The sequence below is a fragment of the Psychroserpens jangbogonensis genome (assembly GCF_000797465.1).
Lineage (GTDB): Bacteria > Bacteroidota > Bacteroidia > Flavobacteriales > Flavobacteriaceae > Psychroserpens > Psychroserpens jangbogonensis.
Map to the genome: position 1 here is coordinate 63,851 of NZ_JSWG01000008.1, position 19,000 is coordinate 82,850.

The window sequence follows — 19,000 nt, forward strand, 5'->3', positions numbered from 1 at the left end:
TAACCGACCACTAAATAAAATGTTACATAAAAAAAGGAACCCAAAATTGGATTCCTTTTTTTTAAATATTTAAATTTTCCTTTACATATTCTTATTACGTTTACGATCTACTTCCGTTAAGTAAATTTTACGTAATCTTATGAACTTAGGTGTAACCTCTACATATTCATCTTTTTGAATGTATTCTAAAGCTTCTTCTAAAGAGAATTTAATTGCAGGTACAATCTTAGCTTTATCATCAGCACCAGAAGAACGAACATTACTCATCTTTTTGGTTTTAGTAATATTCACAGCCATATCATCACCACGAGAATTCTCTCCAATCACTTGACCTTCATAAATATCTTCACCTGGAGATACGAAAAACTTACCTCTATCTTGTAATTTATCAATAGAATAAGGGATTGCTTGTCCTTTTTCCATAGACACTAGAGATCCATTTTGACGTTCTGGAATTCCACCTTTTAACGGTTGGTATTCTTTAAAACGGTGAGCCATAATCGCCTCACCTGCAGTAGCAGTTAATAATTGATTACGTAAACCAATAATACCTCTTGATGGCACCATAAATTCACAAACCATACGATCACCTTTAGCTTCCATGCTTAACATTTCACCTTTACGCATCGTTACCATTTCAATAGCTTTACCTGAAACTGTTTCTGGTAAATCAATTGTCATCTCTTCAACTGGCTCACATTTTACACCATCAATTTCTTTAATGATTACTTGTGGCTGTCCAATTTGTAATTCATAACCTTCACGACGCATTGTTTCGATTAATACCGATAAGTGTAATACACCACGGCCAAAAACCATAAACTTATCTGCACTATCTGTAGGCTCTACTTTTAGGGCTAAGTTTTTCTCTAGTTCCTTATTTAAACGATCTTTAATATGACGAGATGTTACATACTTTCCATCTTTCCCAAAGAAAGGCGAATCATTAATTGTAAATAACATACTCATTGTTGGCTCATCTATATTAATAGTTTTTAAACCTTCAGGAGTTTCCCAATCAGCAACAGTATCACCAATTTCAAATCCTTCTAATCCAACAATTGCACAAATATCTCCTGTTTGTACACTATCAACTTTTAAACGTCCTAGACCTTCAAAAACATGAAGTTCTTTAATTTTTGATTTTACTATACTCTTATCTCTCTTTACTAATGAGATATTTTGACCAGCTTTTAACTCTCCACGAGTTAAACGTCCAATCGCAATACGACCTGTAAATGAAGAGAAATCTAAAGAAGTAATTAACATTTGAGTTGTTCCTTCAGTGATTGTTGGAGCAGGAATATGCTCGATAACCATGTCTAATAATGGTTCGATATTTTCAGTTTCATCTTGCCAATCGTCACTCATCCAGTTATTTTTTGCTGAACCGTAAACCGTTGGGAAATCTAACTGCCATTCTTCTGCACCTAGTTCAAACATAAGGTCAAATACCTTTTCGTGAACTATATCAGGCGTACAGTTTTCCTTATCTACTTTATTAATAACAACACAAGGCTTTAAACCTAAATCAATTGCTTTTTGTAAAACAAAACGCGTTTGAGGCATTGGTCCTTCAAAAGCATCAACTAATAATAACACTCCATCTGCCATGTTTAATACACGCTCTACTTCTCCACCAAAATCGGCGTGACCAGGTGTATCAATAATATTGATTTTTGTGTTTTTATAAATTACAGATACGTTTTTAGACGTAATTGTAATTCCTCTTTCACGCTCTAAATCATTGTTATCTAAAATTAGATCACCAGTATTCTGATTCTCTCTAAATAACTGACAGTGATACATGATTTTATCTACTAAAGTAGTTTTACCATGATCGACGTGAGCAATAATTGCAATGTTTTTGATATTAGCCATAATGATGCCGTATTTTAAGCGTGCAAAGGTACATTAAATTCCTGTGTAAAAAGTGATTCAGTTCAATAATTTGATTATTGCTAATCATTACTCTAATTTAAATGATATGCTATAATTAAAACTCAACAACTAAAAAACTTTAAGTACTGTGAGTTAGTTAATTATATGTTATAATTATGACAACATACAATTTCAGTTCGTAATTTACGTTCTATTAAAGATTAATAGTAAATAGCCACTTCAACCAGCCAAATTTCGGGCAATTTACATCTGATAACAATAACACATATTTAGCAGATGAAACTGATTAATAAATATTCAAAGTTTATACCTTACCTCTATTTTATTGCGGTAATAGTATATTGGTTCACAAACATCAACAGAAGTTTTGGAGTTACGGCATATCCAATTCTTTTATTCGGTATCCCGTTTATTTGGCAACTTATAAAACCTAGTAGAAAACTCAATTTTTCCTTAGGAATTACATTTGTTTGTATGTCGTCTTATCTCATTTTGGCCTACTTGTCTGACTTGTTCAATATTGTAAACATGTCGACAATTACAAAACAATTCATTATATATGGCGGACTCTTTGTTGCTGCAAATTTTGTAATGGCTTTATGGATGATTCGCAATAGTATGAAGCGTTCATTTTAAATTCAACACCTTAAAATTCCAAAATTTAATAAGATAGGTTGAGCGTTATATTTTCGTAACTTTGCGCTTTAATTTGAAAATTAAATTCAATGAATCTTCAAGACGTTCCGAAACTAAAACATACCAACTCCAATAACTTCTTTTTACTTTGTGGTCCTTGTGCCATTGAAAGTGAAGACATGGCAATGCGTATTGCTGAAAAAGTTGTAGGCATTACTGATGGTTTAAAAATTCCTTATGTATTTAAAGGAAGTTTTAAGAAAGCCAATCGTAGTCGTATTGATAGTTTTACAGGTATTGGTGATGAAAAAGCGTTAAAGATTCTTAGAAAAGTATCTGAAACTTTTGACGTCCCAACAGTTACTGATATACATGATGTTTCTGATGCTACTATGGCAGCAGAATATGTTGATGTCTTACAAATTCCAGCATTTTTAGTTCGTCAAACAGATTTAGTAGTCGCTGCAGCCGAAACTGGTAAAGTGGTTAACTTGAAGAAAGGTCAATTTATGAGTCCAGAAGCTATGAAGCACGCTGTTCAAAAAGTAAAGGACTCTGGAAACGATAAAGCCTGGATTACAGATCGAGGAACTATGTTTGGTTATCAAGACATGATTGTAGATTTTAGAGGCATTCCTACAATGAGAGCGTATGCTCCAACTGTTTTAGACGTCACACATTCCTTACAGCAACCAAACCAAAGTATTGGTGTTACTGGAGGTCGACCAGACATGATTGAAACTATTGCTAGAGCTGGAGTTGTTAATAACGTTGATGGTTTATTTATAGAAACACATTTTGATCCTGCAAACGCAAAAAGTGATGGCGCAAACATGTTGCATCTAGATAATTTAGAAAACTTATTAAGTAACTTAGTTGCGATTAGAAAAACAGTTAACGGTTTATAGGTAATGATAAAAGATATCGATTTTAGAGAAGCGACTCAAGATGATTTACCAGAAATCACCTCTATTTATAGAGATACTATTAGAGCCGTTAATTCAAGGGATTATTCTGAAGAACAAATTGAAGCTTGGTCTTCTGGCGCTGATGATTTAAAGAAATGGCAAGATAGAATTAAGAAATTCTATTTCTTAGTTGCTGAAGTTGATAATCAAATCGTAGGATTTACATACCTGAAAAACGGTTTCTATCTTGAAAATATATTTGTACATAAAGATTTCCAAGGCAAAACCGTTGGTTCAAAATTGTTACGTATCATGGAATCTCAAGTGTTGATGAATGGTCACAATGTTATAAAGTCTGATATTAGCACTTCAGCATTTCCTTTTTTTGACTCACACTATTATGACGTTGGAAAGAAACAGAAAAAATCATTCAAAGGACAAGTCTTTGATATTTACGTCGTGTTTAAAGAACTCTAAAATCACTTCAAAAACGATTTATGCTTGTGCTTCTCTACCTCTTTCAATATGAGAATAAACAGCTCGTCATTGATATCTTCTAATTGTTTATATCGCATCGATTTGACTACTTTACGATTTTCAGACACCATGTGTTCTGTATATTTCGTCAAATGAGCCGAATGCCAAAAACCAACGTCGACATAATCTTTACTTTGATTCAAGTAGCATATTGGTCTCGAGTTAACATAGTAACAAGGTATTCGCCATTTGTATTTTAGTACCGCTTCCGGAAAACTATGTTCAATAAGAATCTGCAAGTGCATTAGTATGGACTTAAATGGTTCTGACTGTTTTAATATATAGGCTTCAGCTGGTTTCAAAATTTATGGATCTTAATCTAATCTCAAAATTAACAATAATTTTTAATCAATAATTCAAATAATTTTATTTACTTTGTATTTCAAAGTACTTTTACATGGAGTCAAAAAACTATTTAGAAGATATCACCGAGATAAAATCGATGATGACTAAATCCTCTCGCTTTATTTCACTTAGTGGATTATCTGGAATACTCGCAGGAATTTATGCACTTATTGGTGCGACAATAGCCTATTACCTCGTGGCAAACTCTGTTAGAGGCTATCTAATTTTGGATGGCACAATTTTCAGGATATGTGTCGCTATATTATTAGGTGTTGCCTTTCTAAGCGTTTTAACTGGTATTTATTTGACCACGAAAAAGGCTAAGAAAAATGGCGAAAAAATATGGGATAGCTCATCAAAACGATTGTTATTCAATTTTCTAGTTCCTTTAGTTACTGGAGGCATATACATACTCGTAATATTAAATCAAGAACGTTACGGACATACAGCCGCACTGATGTTGATTTTTTACGGATTAGCACTAGTAAATGCTTCTAAATACAGTTTAGGTGACATACGGTATTTAGGTTATACAGAGATTGTTTTAGGATTAATATGCGCTACAATGCCCACTTACGGCTTTTGGTTTTGGGTACTTGGTTTTGGTATTATGCATATTATTTATGGCGCTTGGATGCACTTTAAATATGATCGTGCTTCATAACCTGAGGTTTTAATAACTTTGAGCCTTCATAGAAAATTAAAAAACTAGACATTGAGTATTATAAACAACATAAACAAAGCCTTTGATCATAGAATCCGATTAGGAATCATGTCTGTGTTGATGGTTAATGAATATGCCGATTTCAATACACTAAAGGAATTGCTAGGAGCCACAGATGGTAATTTAGCAAGTCATACCAAAGCTCTTGAAAAAGCTGAATACATTTTGGTTGAAAAACAATTTATAGCTAGAAAACCAAATACACGCTACTCTACTACAAAATTGGGTAAAGCAGAATTTAAAAAACACATTGAAGCACTAGAAAAATTAATTAATACACAATAAATCTTTTTTTTTACACGTTTACTTTGAAATACAAAGTACTTTTAAATGCACAAACAATGGAAAATTCAAACACACCTCAGCAAAACAAGCCACAAACAAACAGACTATCAAATTGGTTGAAAACATCAATCACAGCAAGAATGCTAATCGTTGGCTTTCTAGTAGTAGTATTATTAATTCCTCTATCATACATCAACACTCTAATCAGTGAGCGCTCGTTTCGTCAAGCTGATGTTGTAACAGAGATTAATGATAAATGGGGAAACAATGTATTGGTTTACGGACCAATTTTAAAACTGCCCTATAAAACCTATTCTGAAACTAAAACCTATAACGAAAAAACTAAAACCTATTTAAAGGAAACCAAAACGCATATGAATTTTGCTTACATATTTCCTGAACGTTTAAATACAGATGTAAATGTTGATTCAAAAACACTAAAACGAGGCAATTTTGAATCTGCAGTATTTACGACTAATATGGATTTCTCAGGGCATTTTATACCTATAAATCTAAATGATAAAGGCATAAAATCTGAAGATATTGTTTGGGATAAAGCTTCCGTTTTAATACAAACAACAAATTTGAAAGGCATTAAAAGTGAAATGGTATTGAAACTAAATTCAGACAGTTATAATTTTCAGACCAATTTCAATACTGATGAAAACGAAAACAGCTATTTAGATACTTTAGAATCTAATTTTATTAAATCTGAGGGCCTTTCAGATTCCGAAAATGACAATTTCAGTATCAGCATTTCATTTAATGGAACACGACAAATCGATTTGATTCCTATAGGAAAAACGACAACCATGTCTATGACATCAAATTGGGCAGATCCAAGTTTTGTTGGTAATTATCTTCCAAATGATGAAACTAAAGAAATCACAAAAGAAGGCTTTAAAGCAGACTGGAAAGTTCTTCATATTAATAGAGCTTTTTCACAACAACACCTCAATAAAGTCCCAAACCTTAAAGCGTTTGCATTCGGAACGAAATTCATGGTCATGGTTGATGAATATCAAAAAAGTGAACGTTCTGCTAAGTATGGATTTTTAGTCATCGGATTGACATTTTTAATCTTCTTTTTAATTCAAACTATGAGCAAGATTGATATTCATCCATTTCAATATTTAATGATTGGAATAGCATTAACCATGTTTTACACATTACTAGTTTCTATCTCAGAACATAGTGATTTCTTAAAAGCGTATTTGGTAGCAGGTGTTTCAGTAATTGCACTTATTACGCTGTACTCTAAATCGATCCTTAAAAACTTAAAGTTCCCAATGTTCATCTGTTTATCATTAACCGCTTTATACACGTTTATCTATGTTATCATTCAATTAGAGAACTACGCGCTATTAGTTGGTAGTATTGGCTTATTCATGATTTTAGCAATTGTCATGTTTGTGTCAAGAAAAATAGATTGGAATAATGGTTAATTAGTTGGTGGTGTGACCTCGTTCCGCTTTCCTTTTTGAAATGAACGAGGTTTCATTTAATTCACTTTATAATGAAAAACAATATAAATCACACAGGACAAGTTACTGCGCTAATGAGCTTTATAATTGGTACTTCGTTGTTAGCCTTATATCTTTATTTTGGACATAATTTCATTCCATTAGGGTTTGCTTTAGCTTTTATAATTATCGCAATTATTGTCAATAGCGTCTTATTTATAGCCATCATAGGAACAACAATATTGAGAAAAACATACCAATTAGAAGCTTTAAAAACCTGCGGATTGATGCTACTTAATATTCCTATCGCTATACTTTACTTTTATATGGTCGTAACATTTCCATATCAAAATATGCTATTATGAAACAAGCTTATTAAAAATCGTATCACTTGTACAAATCAATACTAGCGAACAGCATGTGACAATTAAAAAAAACAATAAATAAAACACACATGAAACTTAAAATAAATAAAGTCTATCTTATTCTAACAATAATCATTCTGCTTTTAGAAATCTGTATTGCAGCATTTTTAACCGAAGGTTTTATACGACATACTTTTGGAGATTTTTTGGCGGTCATTTTATTGTATTGTGGTATTAGAACTTTTATTGAAGCCAATCCAATCTATATTGCAATTAGCGTTTTAGCTTTTGCTTTTATTATTGAGTTTGCACAATTGTATAATATGTTAGATTACTTAAATCTAAGACAATATAAGCTCGTCACAATTATACTAGGAAGTACGTTTCATGTCTCAGACTTAGTAGCCTACGCATTTGGAACGATTACAATTTTACTTATAGATTTAAAAACAACAGTATGGAAACCTTAAAAACACTAATTCTTGACCGATTTAAAATACTATCGATTCTTACTATTTCTATGGTTCTGAGTATCGTTCTCTTAATGGTAAGAATGAAATTAAATCAATCCTTTTACTTATTATTTTTAGTGTGGAATTTATTTCTAGCCGTCATTCCGTTTGCGATTACTACTAGTTTAATAAGCAAGACTAAGCCTAACAAAATCAGATTAATACTATCATTTGGAGTCTGGTTACTTTTCTTACCAAATGCACCTTATATCGTCACAGATTTATTGCATTTAAATAATTCTCCACAACGTTTATTATGGCTAGATGTATTGGTAATTGTATCGTTTGCCTTTAACGGATTGGTTTTGTTTATGCTATCACTTTCTGATATGGAAAAACTACTAAAGCTATATGTAAAACCACAATTCATGTTCTCGATAATGCTTTCCATTTTTGGGCTGACAGCTTTCGGAATTTATCTCGGACGCTTTTTACGATATAACTCATGGGAACTACTCAATAATCCGATAGCGCTTTTCTCTGATATTATACACATCCTTTTTCAGCCTAATATTGAAGCGTGGATATTCACCTTAACCTTTGGCGCTTTTTTAGGGATGAGTTATTGGATGCTTAAAGCATTTTCAAACTCAAAAATGTAAAAAAAGAGACGCTTACAAACAATAAAAGGAAAGCATTTGCTTTCCTTTTATTGTTTAAATATTATATAATCTAATTATCTGTAGGATCACTTGGATCTGTTCCGTTGGCTATTTCATCTCCATTTGAAACCGTATCGCCATCACAATCAAGTGCATTCCACTCATCAGTTTGATCATTGAAAAAATTACAGCTTCCATTATTAATTAAATCGAAAACACATTCATTTAATGGTTCAGGGTCACAAGCATTTGGATTCGGATCACCATCACAATTAGCTTCTTGCCAGTAGCCATTTACTAAATTAATATCAAAATTAGCTACATTGTAGTCACAGACATCAAATGCATTTGTACCATCAATAGCTTCTTGACTATCAAGAACTGAATCACCATCGCTATCAACATCAGGAACACTAGTATCATCATTTGGATCTGAACCATTTTGTGCCTCAAAACAATCGGTAAAACCATCATCATCACTATCATCATCATTTGGATCTGTTATGTTTCCGTTAGGATCACAGTTAGAATTAGGGTTATTTACTCCTGAAAGTTCTTCACAATCGGTTAAACCATCTTGATCAGAATCTACATAATTTTCATAAAAATATAATTCAGAAATATCAGATTGATTAGACACAGTATTTGTAGCTTTTACAAAAACTGAACTTGTAGATCCATCGTCAATAAACGGATTAGGCAAAGGATTTACATCAGCTTCTGCGTCTGCTTCTAACAAGTAAAATGAATACGTATTATTTATTAAACCTGAGTAAGCTTGCGCAATTATCACATCAAAATCAAAGACTAAGTTTGGAATACAACCTGTTCCAAAAACTTCAGCAGCATAGATTAACACATCTAATTCGTCTAAATAATCTGGTGTTTGGTCACCATCACTATCATCATTAGTTGGATCTCCATCATTATCACGATCCTCGTCAGCAGTATTAACACCATCTCCATCATCGTCTTCATCTAAATAATTTGGAGTTCCATCTCCATCGGTATCATCATTATCAAGTTCGCCATCACCATTTAAATCTTCATCTATGTCTAAAACACTGTCATTATCGCTATCTGTTAAATCTACACAAGACATTTGCGTTCCTAAATCTGTAGTTGGAACCGTAAAGTTCCCATTAGTAACATCAGTTGTTTGTCCATTTAATAAATCGACTACTAGCGCGGCATATGTTGTATTATCACTACAATAAGCAATAGTTAAATCTAACATTCCATTATCTATAGGAATGGTTTGAGTAGAATCGTTATAAAACAATTGCATATAACCGTTAGTAATTGGGTTTCCTGAACAATCGTTAAATACACCAATGAAATTGGTAATCAATGCATCTGCATCAGGTACTTGAATTGTAATGTTCTGATCGGAAGCAAAAGGTCCAATAGTTGTCGTAAAACTACTTGACACGCACCCAAAATCTGGAACGACCAAAGTTAACACATCATCTGCTGGAACTAATCCGCATTCAACACCATCAATATTTGTATAACCATAAGATCCTGTAGAAGCCAAAGCAGGAGAATACAAATCAAGTGCTGCATAAGGCAATGGGTTACCATTTGTGTCAGTTAATGTAATGCAAAGTGTCACTGCAGGATACTGGAAATCCCAATTCCAAAAAGAGAAGTGAGACACGTCTCCAACATATTTATTTCCTTGAAGCGTTGCTTGGCTTTCTTCTTTCCAATAACCGCCTTCTTCATCAAAAGACCAAAGTGGTATAGTTGAAGGTGTCGAAGTTACATTTTGAGGAACAGGAACAGATATTTCTGCGGTACTGCCATCGGCTAATTGTAATTCTTCATCTGAAGCACTAAGCAGTTCAACTGCAATCATACCATAAGTTTCTAATACTCTTGGACTTCCGTTCGCGTTTTCGGCAAACAACATTCCTGGCATTTGATACTCCATACTATTATCATCTGGGCTTAAATGTTTTAATACCACTTTTACTGCTCCATTATAACTAACGCCTTGTAGATTTGCAAAGTTACCATCAAATGTAACTTGTGTTCCATTAGGTAAATCTACTGTACTTGTTTCACCAGAATTAATAGTAGCTGTAGTATCTAAACTCAATAACATAATAGTTACTTTATTAATACCAGCTGAAGGCACCAAAGCTCTAGAACCATCAATAAATCCGTCTTTAGAGGCTTTTATGTACGCAAATTTCTCGAAAACTGATGCGTCTTCTATTGAAAAAATACCATTTGCATCAGTAATAGCAGTACTAAGTCCAACTGAGATTGTAACACCTGAAACAGGGTTTTTATCTTCGTTAAGTACAGTTCCTATAAAACGAGCATTATATGGGCTTCCAAAATTTTCAGAAAAATTGGATTCTTGTTCTTGTTGCTCATCTGGTTTATCTGTATTCCAATTGTCATCTTCTGAACAAGATGAAACGATTAAAACTAAAAGAACGAATAAGACACTTTTAAATACTTTCATAGATTTATTTAATTGTTGTTATTAGATAGATGTACTATTATACAAATGGTTGCGTGTTAAAAATAAGAATATTTAGTCAAGAAATCTTCTCCACTAAAATTAACTTATATATATAAAACAGTTTTATCCTACATCTACATAATTCTGTAGATATTTAAAGCGTTCAGTAAGTTTACCATCTTCAGTAGTAATTTTTGCTCGTTTTAATATTCCACGTTCGTCATCATTAAAAAAAGCAGGAATCACGTGTTCTAAAAACATCTCTCCAAATCCTTCACTAGCATCTTTAGGAAGTTCACAAGGCAAATTATCAACAGCCATCATCGTTATGGCTTTATCAGCATCATAAGCGACTTCTGTTTCTGTGTGAGGATCGTAACCATAAAATGGATCTGCAATTGTTGATGGTCGGATTGTACTTGCTACTGGTCCATCAATATCGCATGAGATATCAGCTACTAAATTGATTCTAAAATCAGGATGTTTTGCGTCTTCTCTAGTAAACAGATATGGTGCATTATTACCATAGAAATGTCCTGCAATAAAATAGTCGGTTTCTTTAGCATAAGGCATAAAGTTACTTTCATAACCTGATGGGTCTTTATAGAATTCTGACTTCATACCTACTTTACCATCGATGCGTTTAGCATATTCCATCACATCTGCCATGACGTAAACTGGTTCTGAAAATTGAGAAGTAAGATATATAGCATCACTCACTTGTTTAATTTTTAAGTGGTCGAGTATTTCTTTTGCTCCCATGGCTACTTTCCCAGTTCCGGTAAGTAGTATTTTTATATTTGGAAGGGTGATTTTATCTAATTCGGCTTTGACTTCATTTAGGTCTGCTAGTGTTTCAACCTTTGGAAGTTCAAACAATCCATCTCTTAAACCTAATGCTCTAAATCCGTTATAAGCACCAACCAATCCAGCATAACGCCCAAACCCAATGAGTCTGGTTCCGCTTTGTTTTACAATTGTTTCGTGATCATACATTTCGATATTTTTGTTAAGCATATCGACCAATAATTTTCTATTGTAAGGTTGTTTTTTAATGGTATGTGAAAAATAGAAGTATTTTTTATTTGGTAGTAATGCCTCAAGAGGCACTTCTTTTACACCAATCATGACATCACAATCAGACACATCATTGGTTACTGTAAATCCTTGAGCTTTATACGCATCATCTGAAAACACTCGAATATCGGAAGACTCGACAACAAATTCTGCTTGTGGAAATTGTGCTCTAGCTTCTGCCAATTTTTCTGGTGAAAATACCACGCGTCTATCTGGTGGATTCTTACGTTCTTTGATGATTGCGAATTTCATATGAAACAGGAATTATTAATGTAATAACTGACAAAGTTGGCAGTTGTTAATATTGGTATAGAATTTGTACGAAAATAATAGTAAAAGTAGGGTTATACAAACTTTTTGATAACTTTGCATGATGCGTTAAGGATGGAATGGTTTGTTTGAGCTCCTCGCAGAGAGCGAGTAGTGAGAGCCTGACCTGAAAGGGAACGCCAAAATAAGATTTACTAAAATGGGGTCGACTGGTTTTGACAGCGAGATTCATTAAACAGTAAGCACGTCGTGTAATGACATTGATACACGTAAAAGGCTAGGTCAACTTTTTAAACGGCGAGAATAACTACGCTTTAGCTGCATAATCTGAATTATAGTAAGATTAAGCCTTGTCCTACTAGGTAGGAGTGCTGAATGTCTCAAGAAAGCCTTGGTTAATGGCGTTCTTAATATAGGCATCGTAAATATTGACTTAGATTAGGTAGCACTTTGATGCCTTTTCGAGATTAAGAAGTTAAGTTGTAAGTGGGTTGTCTTTTGCCAGTTTACAATCGAAAATCTAATGAAAGAATACACGTGTAGAAAGCTCTTTAATAGCTTGTTTGGACGAGAGTTCGATTCTCTCCGACTCCACTTATGAAATCCTGTAAATATCTTATAATTAGATTTTTACAGGATTTTTAATTTAAAAAATGTACGATTAATGTACGATAAAATATCTTGTTTATGAATCAAATGCATAAAATCTATTATGACATGAGACTAATTACTAAATTATTAGAGCATCAGGTTAATCATGATTATGATATTGATACCATCTTGATTGATAAAAATTTTGATGATGATAATAACGAAGATGAAGTCGATTTATTGAATATTGAGAAGTTAATGAACTATCTAACTTTAAATAAAACCCATTCTAAAACAGTTTTAAAAAAAATTTACACTCAAACTAAACAAGCTATGGACTTGTATTACGAAATAGAAAACCTTCCAGTTAAAAACATAGAAAAAGAATTTTGGTATTATGATAATAAGACAAAAGAAGTTGAACCAAGTCCTACTTCTGATTTTATTAGGGTAAAAAACTTCACTCATTTTTATACTATAAATCCATTTTCAGATAAATCATTTTCCATTACATCATACTTTGATACAAAATACTGTGGTTTTTGTGAGCATAATTCAGTTACGAAAGAAAACATCAGAATAATAGAAAAGTCTGCCTATAGAAACAATTGTAATTGTAAAAAAAAATATATCGAATCATTGAATTTTAGACGTATTTCACTCATAAAATTAATTACTCAGGTTGATGTTTTAATGAGCTGGCTGTTATTTACATATCCCAAATTTGAAAAGTCAAAAAACAAACCTCCACATGCTAATAAGGATAAACAACTTTCAAATTCGACATCAAAAGACTCCAATTCGAATGAAATATCCGAACAAACCCAAAAATTGATTTGGTTTAAATTAGGTCTACATTTTGCCAAAGATGAAGTTTTACCTCTTGTGAAAGAAGGTCTATCAAAATCCAAAATAGCTATTAAATTAGGTAACTCGTCTTATAAACCTTATCTATTATCTTCACTCAGCCAAAATTACGCTTCCAATCAAGATAAAAACATCTTTAATAAAGACTACGATAAAGTTGCAAAAATAGTTAAGTATTGTAACGATAATAAAATAGAAATATGTACTTCTTTTACAGAAATGTCTAATTTACAGTGATTTAAAAAATGATACTCGATACTTTAGATACTAATTTGAAGTACCAAAAGTACCAACGTTGATTTACATCATAATAATTAAAATTATAATGTATGAACAACGAAACAATTATTCTTCAAGGAGTATCCTTAAACGAACTCACAAACTTGATTAATCAAGGAGTGAAAACACAACTCGACGACCTAAGTCGAAAACTACTAAACAAAGAAGATCAAACTGAACTTCTGACAAGAACAGAAGCCTGTGACCTTCTAAAAATAGATTCAAGTACACTTTGGACTTGGACTAACAAAGGAAAGGTCAAAGCCTATGGGATTTCCAATAGGCGCTATTACAAACGAACTGAACTTATTGAATGTTTAACGCCTGTAAAATAATCGTATGGAAAAAGCAGAAAAAGCAGCAAAAGAAGCTAATCAGATGTTCCTTATAAAGGGCACGTTGAGTGAAATTAAAATCATGAAAAAATGTGATCCAGAAATGAATGCAGTAAATGTGAAATATATCTTAGATGATACGAAACCACCTAAGGTAGGGTATTTAACCGTATACATAAATTAAATATGAGTCAATATATAAGAATTGGAACAGATTACTATAAAATGGCACAACGTCCTTTACATAGTGGAGACAAAATCAATACGCTTTTAAAATGGAAAAAAAGTGAGATAATTACTGATGAAGGTAAAGATGCCCTTGATAATGTGGAACGTTATGATGGTTTTTGCTTAATTCCATCACATAAAAACTACCAACAAACTATTGATGGATTCTATAACCAATATGAATCTATCTCAGAAGATTTGAAAGTTGGAGAATTTCCAAAAACGTTATCATTCTTAAAGCACATATTTGGAGAACAATATGATTTAGGCTTAGACTACATTACAATTCTATGGCAAAATCCTACACAGATACTACCTATCCTCTGTCTTGTCAGTGAAGAACGAAAAACAGGGAAAACAACCTTTCTAAATTGGCTTAAATTGATTTTTCAAGGCAATATGACTATCAATAAAAATGAAGACTTTAGAAGTCGATTTAATTCTGATTGGTCAGCAAAATTAATTGTCGCAGTGGATGAAGTTTTATTGGATAAACGAGAAGATAGTGAGCGTATAAAAAACTTATCTACTGCATCTTCTTATAAAACAGAATCTAAAGGCGTTGACAAATCGGAATCCTACTTTTTTGGAAAATTTATTTTATGCTCTAATAATGAAACTAATTTTATTCAAGTTGATAAAGATGAAATTCGGTATTGGGTAAGAAAAATAGATAGCATTGATGATAATAATGAAAACCCTGATTTACTTTCAGAGTTAAATAAGGAACTCACCCATTTCATGTATTTCATAAATACTCGAAAAGTAAAGACCAAACGAAAAAGTAGAATGTGGTTTACCAAGACACAAATTTTCACAGAAGCATTGTCTCGCTTAGTTAATGGAAATAGAACTTTTCTACACAAAGAGATTGAGCAAATTCTAATTGATGATTTTATAAAGTTTGAAGTTGACGAACTAAAATACACATCAGGCGATTTAGTAGAAAAATTGACTACCAATAATATTCGAGCTTCTGCCTTCCAAATAACTAACATTTTGAAAAAACATTTTAATTTGGAAAGCAAGAATGGCTCATATCCCAAATACTACTTAACCCAAAGTCAAATTGACAATAAACATAGTGTTAGCAAGACAAATAACAAGGGGAGATACTTTGTGTTTGAAAAAGAAAACTTTCTGGAATAGAAATATGTTGAGTTGTTGAATAGTTGTTTCCTTTAATTGTTTCTAAAAGGATTAATGGGAACAACAACAATTCAACAAATGGTCAACAAATATATATTTCATCATAATTGTATCCTGTCGAATACTTGTTGAACTTAAGTTTCCTCAGAATACATTATTTCTATTGGTAGAAAAAGACAAATTCAACAATTCAACACAAAATGATGTTTTATATAAATATCTGGCGATTTTCATGTGTTTTGAGTACAAAACGACTCATTTTGAGTACAATTGTTATCAAAATCGATAATTTGCAATGGTGTTGCAATGGTGTTGCAATGGTGTTGCAATGGTTTAGCAATGGTTTGATATATGATAACATCTGTAATCAAATAATTAAAAGTTTTAAAAAACATTTCAAATGACACATATAATGACTTTATTTATTTCTTATCAAATCATAATTATTTTAGACTTTTATACGTAGTTCTACGTATAAAAAAGTGCATATAATTGTTTAATTTTGAGAACAACATTAACTTGTATTTTTATAATACGGATATAAACAATTGATTATATCTTAATGTTGCCCACAATTAAACGAAACCAAATGTCAGAGGAAATAAAACAAGTTTGGTATGCCAGTTATGGTTCTAACATTTTGGAAAGCCGATTCCATTGCTACATTCTTGGTGGACAACCGAAAGGCTCAAAGAAAACTTATAAAGGTTGTTCAGATAAAACTTTACCACAGGGCAAAGAGGAAGTTTATATCAACAGCGAACTTTATTTTGCAAAAAAATCTAAAAGTTGGGATTCTTGTCGTGTTGGATTTATAAATACGGAATTCAACGATAAAATTCAGACTTTCGGGAGAATGTACTTAATAACACCTGAACAATATGTTGAAATTGTAAAACAAGAAACTAATCATAAAGGAGAATTACTCATTGATTTTAAGAAAGCTAAAGAAAAAGGCTCTCTTATTATTAAAGAAAAATCTTGGTATGGAAACTTACTTTATTTGGGCGAGCAAAATGGGAATCCTATTTTCACATTTACGAATGAAAAAAATCTGAACGAAGAGATAAATCCGCCAAGTGAACAATATTTATTAACGATTATAAACGGACTAAAAGAAACCTATAATTTAAACGAAATCGAGATAAAAGAATATTTTGAAAATTTGTCAGGAATTAAAGGTCACGGAATTGAAAAAAAATTAGCGGAATTAATAAAATCGGAATAAAATAACTGTGGGCAACAACGTGTATAATTAATTGCTATAGCAAGTGCTTACTTGGAAAATTCCTTCGGAATTTTATCTGGCAAGTATTTGTTTACTAAATTAGTTGCTTAACCACGCAACTAACCATACGCATACACGTTTTAGGCAATTTAAACCACACCGCATAAATTATGGATGAAACTTTACGAATTTATTGGAAGCTTTATAACGAGATATTTACTAATGAAATATTGATTCATAAAAGCCATAATTTACTTAGAAAATTTGAAGAAGAATTCATTGAGGGACCAATACTTGAATTAGGTTGCGGACAAAGTAATTTTTTGGTAGAGTTTTCAAAAACTGGAAAAGAAATATTTGCAATTGACAACGAAGAATTCCAATTAAACTTATTAAAAAAACGAATTGAATCATACGCTGGGAAAGATGCTGGAAAATTGCATTTATTAAATATTACAATCCCAGAAAAAGAAATTCCACAAGAGATATTTTCTTTAGTTATAGCTACTGATTTTTTACATTTTTTCCCAATGAGAGGATGTAAAAATATCATATCTCAGATAATTTCAAGAACCCAAAAAGGTTCTTTAATTTACATCAAAGTTCATTCAAAATCACATTCTTATAATGATACCTCAGATACAGGAATACACGAGTATTATAAACATTTTTTTACAGAAAAAGATTTTACGGAACTGTTTGACGATAAATATTTCGAAAGAATAATTTTCTCTAATACAGTTCAGAATATTAGATCTAAGTTTACACGAGAAATGCAAACAAAGTGGACTAAAAAAGTGTTAGATGAATATCAAATTTTTGATCAATTAGAAAGGCAAGCAATTTTTGAAGAAAATAATAAAGAATTAAATGTTGGATCTTTAGAATGTGTCTATAGACGAAAATAAAAACTACCTACAACAAAGTACTGTGGTAAAAACAATTAAAATTAGTAAGAATAAACAAATAGTAATTTATTTCTTATATAATTCAGAAAAGTCAAAAATTTTAATCACTATACGTAGAACTACGTATAAAAAAGTGCTTACAATTGTTTAATTTTGAGAACAACATTAACTTGTTTTTTTTATAATACGGATATAGGCAATTGATTACTTCTTATTGTTGTGCATAATCTAAAAATCTAAATGAAGAAAGAGAAAGAACATAAAATAAGGAATTTTTACTGGTTAATTTTACTCGTAATTTCGCTATGGATTATCAGTTGGATTGTTACAGATAATTTATATTGTTCAGTTGCAGATAGAGGTGCTTTTGGAGATAAGTTCGGTTTTATTAATTCACTTTTTTCTGGACTTGCATTAGCAGGTATTATTTACTCGATTTTTCTACAACAAAAGGAACTTTCCCTACAACGGACTGAATTAAAAGAAACTAAAGAAGAATTTAAAGACCAAAATTTCCAAACGACATTTTTTAATCTTCTTAAATCACAAAATCAAATCGCTAACGATATTTCTACTTCTATATCAAATATAAAAACTTATGAAAGAGAAAATAGTTTTTCAGTTAAAGGGAGGCATTTTTTCAATCAATCAAAAGTTGAACTACAAAGAATAAATAAAGTATTATCAAATGATAGATATTCAAATTATTCTAAATGGTCGCAAGAAGATGAATATGAAGGACCACAAAGTCAATGGGAAGCAGATGACTTAACAGATTCAATGAAAATTTCTTTTACATTTAAATACTACAAAATTGACAAAGAAACTTGGGAGAATTCTAAAGACCAAAGCCCAATTGATAGAGCCGAAAGGCTTTATGCAATTTTCTTTAATAAATTTCATTTTGTCATAGGTCACTACTTTAGACACATTTATCATATTCTATTATTTCTTGAACAAACTGAAATTGAAAAAGGAGATAAAACAGAAAATGATTTAGAAAAAACAAAAGTTGAAGCGGAATTTAAACAATTTGCTGAATTTGTTCAGGCTCAAATGTCAACACCTGAATTATTTCTGCTATTCTACAACTCACTTTCCTTTCCTAAACTTCAACGTCTTTTAATTAAATATAACACCTTGGAAAATCTTGCAATTGAAGATTTGTTAAGTACAGAACATAAAATAGATGGAGTAAATTTAAAAAGTAGAAAAGAATTATTGAAGTAAAGACTATGCACAACAATGGCTATAATTAATACGGGTTTTGGTGCTTAACCCAAAGTGAAGCGCATTAAACAAAGTCCGCA

20 protein-coding genes and 1 other RNA gene are annotated in these 19,000 nt (G+C 31.7%); 17 read left to right on the forward strand and 4 right to left on the reverse strand.

Annotated elements, in window-relative coordinates; all coding sequences use genetic code 11:
- Positions 1-81: 81 nt before the first annotated feature.
- A complete protein-coding gene (gene typA / locus RH81_RS06065; RefSeq protein WP_033959017.1) occupies positions 82-1,881 on the reverse strand; it encodes a translational GTPase TypA in 1,800 nt (599 codons plus the stop codon).
- A 297-nt stretch (positions 1,882-2,178) separates the two neighbouring features.
- Here typA and RH81_RS06070 point away from each other — a divergent pair, with 297 nt between their 5' ends.
- From RH81_RS06070 to RH81_RS06080, 3 genes are all read left to right on the forward strand, one after another.
- A complete protein-coding gene (locus RH81_RS06070; RefSeq protein WP_033959025.1) occupies positions 2,179-2,538 on the forward strand; it encodes a hypothetical protein in 360 nt (119 codons plus the stop codon).
- Positions 2,539-2,627: 89 nt separating this feature from the next.
- Positions 2,628-3,446 carry a 3-deoxy-8-phosphooctulonate synthase gene (gene kdsA, locus RH81_RS06075; protein ID WP_033959026.1) on the forward strand — a complete coding sequence of 273 codons (819 nt, stop codon included), beginning with the start codon at positions 2,628-2,630 and terminating at the stop codon, positions 3,444-3,446.
- A gap of 3 nt (positions 3,447-3,449) precedes the next feature.
- Positions 3,450-3,923 carry a GNAT family N-acetyltransferase gene (locus tag RH81_RS06080; protein WP_052172440.1) on the forward strand — a complete coding sequence of 158 codons (474 nt, stop codon included), beginning with the start codon at positions 3,450-3,452 and terminating at the stop codon, positions 3,921-3,923.
- A 2-nt stretch (positions 3,924-3,925) separates the two neighbouring features.
- On the opposite strand, the gene RH81_RS06085 is transcribed toward RH81_RS06080, so the two are convergent.
- On the reverse strand, positions 3,926-4,285 hold the full coding sequence (locus tag RH81_RS06085) for a DUF1801 domain-containing protein (RefSeq protein WP_033959027.1): 360 nt from the start codon (positions 4,283-4,285) through the stop codon (positions 3,926-3,928).
- A gap of 95 nt (positions 4,286-4,380) precedes the next feature.
- Here RH81_RS06085 and RH81_RS06090 point away from each other — a divergent pair, with 95 nt between their 5' ends.
- From RH81_RS06090 to RH81_RS06115, 6 genes are all read left to right on the forward strand, one after another.
- A complete protein-coding gene (locus RH81_RS06090) occupies positions 4,381-4,992 on the forward strand; it encodes a hypothetical protein (protein ID WP_033959028.1) in 612 nt (203 codons plus the stop codon).
- A 51-nt stretch (positions 4,993-5,043) separates the two neighbouring features.
- Entirely contained in the window at positions 5,044-5,337 is a 294-nt protein-coding gene (locus RH81_RS06095) for a winged helix-turn-helix domain-containing protein (protein WP_033959029.1), read from the forward strand.
- A gap of 56 nt (positions 5,338-5,393) precedes the next feature.
- The gene (gene creD / locus RH81_RS06100) at positions 5,394-6,782 is read left to right on the forward strand and encodes a cell envelope integrity protein CreD (RefSeq protein WP_033959031.1); all 1,389 of its coding nucleotides are present in this window, start codon (positions 5,394-5,396) and stop codon (positions 6,780-6,782) included.
- A gap of 71 nt (positions 6,783-6,853) precedes the next feature.
- Positions 6,854-7,165 (forward strand): hypothetical protein, encoded by a 312-nt coding sequence (locus RH81_RS06105; protein ID WP_033959033.1) that lies wholly within the window; start codon positions 6,854-6,856, stop codon positions 7,163-7,165.
- Positions 7,166-7,254: 89 nt separating this feature from the next.
- Complete coding sequence (locus RH81_RS06110; RefSeq protein WP_033959034.1) at positions 7,255-7,635, forward strand: ribosomal maturation YjgA family protein; 381 nt, start codon at positions 7,255-7,257, stop codon at positions 7,633-7,635.
- Positions 7,623-8,279 carry a DUF1361 domain-containing protein gene (locus tag RH81_RS06115; protein WP_052172441.1) on the forward strand — a complete coding sequence of 219 codons (657 nt, stop codon included), beginning with the start codon at positions 7,623-7,625 and terminating at the stop codon, positions 8,277-8,279. Before RH81_RS06110 ends, RH81_RS06115 begins: the two co-directional genes overlap by 13 nt.
- A gap of 70 nt (positions 8,280-8,349) precedes the next feature.
- Here RH81_RS06115 and RH81_RS06120 read toward each other — a convergent pair whose 3' ends face one another.
- Positions 8,350-10,758, reverse strand: a complete 2,409-nt coding sequence (locus RH81_RS06120) for a carboxypeptidase-like regulatory domain-containing protein (protein WP_033959036.1) — start codon at positions 10,756-10,758, stop codon at positions 8,350-8,352.
- A 123-nt stretch (positions 10,759-10,881) separates the two neighbouring features.
- The gene (locus tag RH81_RS06125; RefSeq protein ID WP_033959040.1) at positions 10,882-12,087 is read right to left on the reverse strand and encodes an NAD(P)-dependent oxidoreductase; all 1,206 of its coding nucleotides are present in this window, start codon (positions 12,085-12,087) and stop codon (positions 10,882-10,884) included.
- A 219-nt stretch (positions 12,088-12,306) separates the two neighbouring features.
- Between RH81_RS06125 and ssrA the strand changes: the two genes are divergently transcribed.
- The 8 genes from ssrA to RH81_RS16400 all read left to right on the forward strand — a co-directional run bounded on the left by ssrA (position 12,307) and on the right by RH81_RS16400 (position 18,920).
- Positions 12,307-12,702: a transfer-messenger RNA gene (ssrA, locus tag RH81_RS16730) on the forward strand.
- A 120-nt stretch (positions 12,703-12,822) separates the two neighbouring features.
- Positions 12,823-13,800 carry a hypothetical protein gene (locus RH81_RS06130; protein ID WP_152604797.1) on the forward strand — a complete coding sequence of 326 codons (978 nt, stop codon included), beginning with the start codon at positions 12,823-12,825 and terminating at the stop codon, positions 13,798-13,800.
- A 92-nt stretch (positions 13,801-13,892) separates the two neighbouring features.
- On the forward strand, positions 13,893-14,177 hold the full coding sequence (locus RH81_RS06135) for a helix-turn-helix domain-containing protein (protein ID WP_033959044.1): 285 nt from the start codon (positions 13,893-13,895) through the stop codon (positions 14,175-14,177).
- A gap of 4 nt (positions 14,178-14,181) precedes the next feature.
- Positions 14,182-14,361 carry a hypothetical protein gene (locus RH81_RS06140; protein ID WP_033959045.1) on the forward strand — a complete coding sequence of 60 codons (180 nt, stop codon included), beginning with the start codon at positions 14,182-14,184 and terminating at the stop codon, positions 14,359-14,361.
- 2 nt (positions 14,362-14,363) lie between these two features.
- Positions 14,364-15,554, forward strand: a complete 1,191-nt coding sequence (locus RH81_RS06145) for a primase-helicase family protein (protein ID WP_081988238.1) — start codon at positions 14,364-14,366, stop codon at positions 15,552-15,554.
- Positions 15,555-16,143: 589 nt separating this feature from the next.
- Complete coding sequence (locus RH81_RS06150; protein ID WP_033959328.1) at positions 16,144-16,782, forward strand: hypothetical protein; 639 nt, start codon at positions 16,144-16,146, stop codon at positions 16,780-16,782.
- A gap of 170 nt (positions 16,783-16,952) precedes the next feature.
- On the forward strand, positions 16,953-17,690 hold the full coding sequence (locus RH81_RS06155) for a class I SAM-dependent methyltransferase (protein WP_033959047.1): 738 nt from the start codon (positions 16,953-16,955) through the stop codon (positions 17,688-17,690).
- A 240-nt stretch (positions 17,691-17,930) separates the two neighbouring features.
- Positions 17,931-18,920, forward strand: a complete 990-nt coding sequence (locus RH81_RS16400) for a putative phage abortive infection protein (RefSeq protein ID WP_052172443.1) — start codon at positions 17,931-17,933, stop codon at positions 18,918-18,920.
- Positions 18,921-19,000 lie beyond the last annotated feature (80 nt).

Excerpts from the sequence above, each read along its gene's own strand:
- typA (WP_033959017.1), bottom strand. The coding sequence starts at position 1,881 with ATGGCTAATATCAAAAACATTGCAATTATTGCTCACGTCGATCATGGT.
- RH81_RS06070 (WP_033959025.1), top strand. The coding sequence starts at position 2,179 with ATGAAACTGATTAATAAATATTCAAAGTTTATACCTTACCTCTATTTT.
- kdsA (WP_033959026.1), top strand. The coding sequence starts at position 2,628 with ATGAATCTTCAAGACGTTCCGAAACTAAAACATACCAACTCCAATAAC.
- RH81_RS06080 (WP_052172440.1), top strand. The coding sequence starts at position 3,450 with ATGATAAAAGATATCGATTTTAGAGAAGCGACTCAAGATGATTTACCA.
- RH81_RS06090 (WP_033959028.1), top strand. The coding sequence starts at position 4,381 with ATGGAGTCAAAAAACTATTTAGAAGATATCACCGAGATAAAATCGATG.
- creD (WP_033959031.1), top strand. The coding sequence starts at position 5,394 with ATGGAAAATTCAAACACACCTCAGCAAAACAAGCCACAAACAAACAGA.
- RH81_RS06105 (WP_033959033.1), top strand. The coding sequence starts at position 6,854 with ATGAAAAACAATATAAATCACACAGGACAAGTTACTGCGCTAATGAGC.
- RH81_RS06110 (WP_033959034.1), top strand. The coding sequence starts at position 7,255 with ATGAAACTTAAAATAAATAAAGTCTATCTTATTCTAACAATAATCATT.
- RH81_RS06115 (WP_052172441.1), top strand. The coding sequence starts at position 7,623 with ATGGAAACCTTAAAAACACTAATTCTTGACCGATTTAAAATACTATCG.
- RH81_RS06120 (WP_033959036.1), bottom strand. The coding sequence starts at position 10,758 with ATGAAAGTATTTAAAAGTGTCTTATTCGTTCTTTTAGTTTTAATCGTT.
- RH81_RS06125 (WP_033959040.1), bottom strand. The coding sequence starts at position 12,087 with ATGAAATTCGCAATCATCAAAGAACGTAAGAATCCACCAGATAGACGC.
- RH81_RS06130 (WP_152604797.1), top strand. The coding sequence starts at position 12,823 with ATGAGACTAATTACTAAATTATTAGAGCATCAGGTTAATCATGATTAT.
- RH81_RS06135 (WP_033959044.1), top strand. The coding sequence starts at position 13,893 with ATGAACAACGAAACAATTATTCTTCAAGGAGTATCCTTAAACGAACTC.
- RH81_RS06140 (WP_033959045.1), top strand. The coding sequence starts at position 14,182 with ATGGAAAAAGCAGAAAAAGCAGCAAAAGAAGCTAATCAGATGTTCCTT.
- RH81_RS06145 (WP_081988238.1), top strand. The coding sequence starts at position 14,364 with ATGAGTCAATATATAAGAATTGGAACAGATTACTATAAAATGGCACAA.
- RH81_RS06150 (WP_033959328.1), top strand. The coding sequence starts at position 16,144 with ATGTCAGAGGAAATAAAACAAGTTTGGTATGCCAGTTATGGTTCTAAC.
- RH81_RS06155 (WP_033959047.1), top strand. The coding sequence starts at position 16,953 with ATGGATGAAACTTTACGAATTTATTGGAAGCTTTATAACGAGATATTT.
- RH81_RS16400 (WP_052172443.1), top strand. The coding sequence starts at position 17,931 with ATGAAGAAAGAGAAAGAACATAAAATAAGGAATTTTTACTGGTTAATT.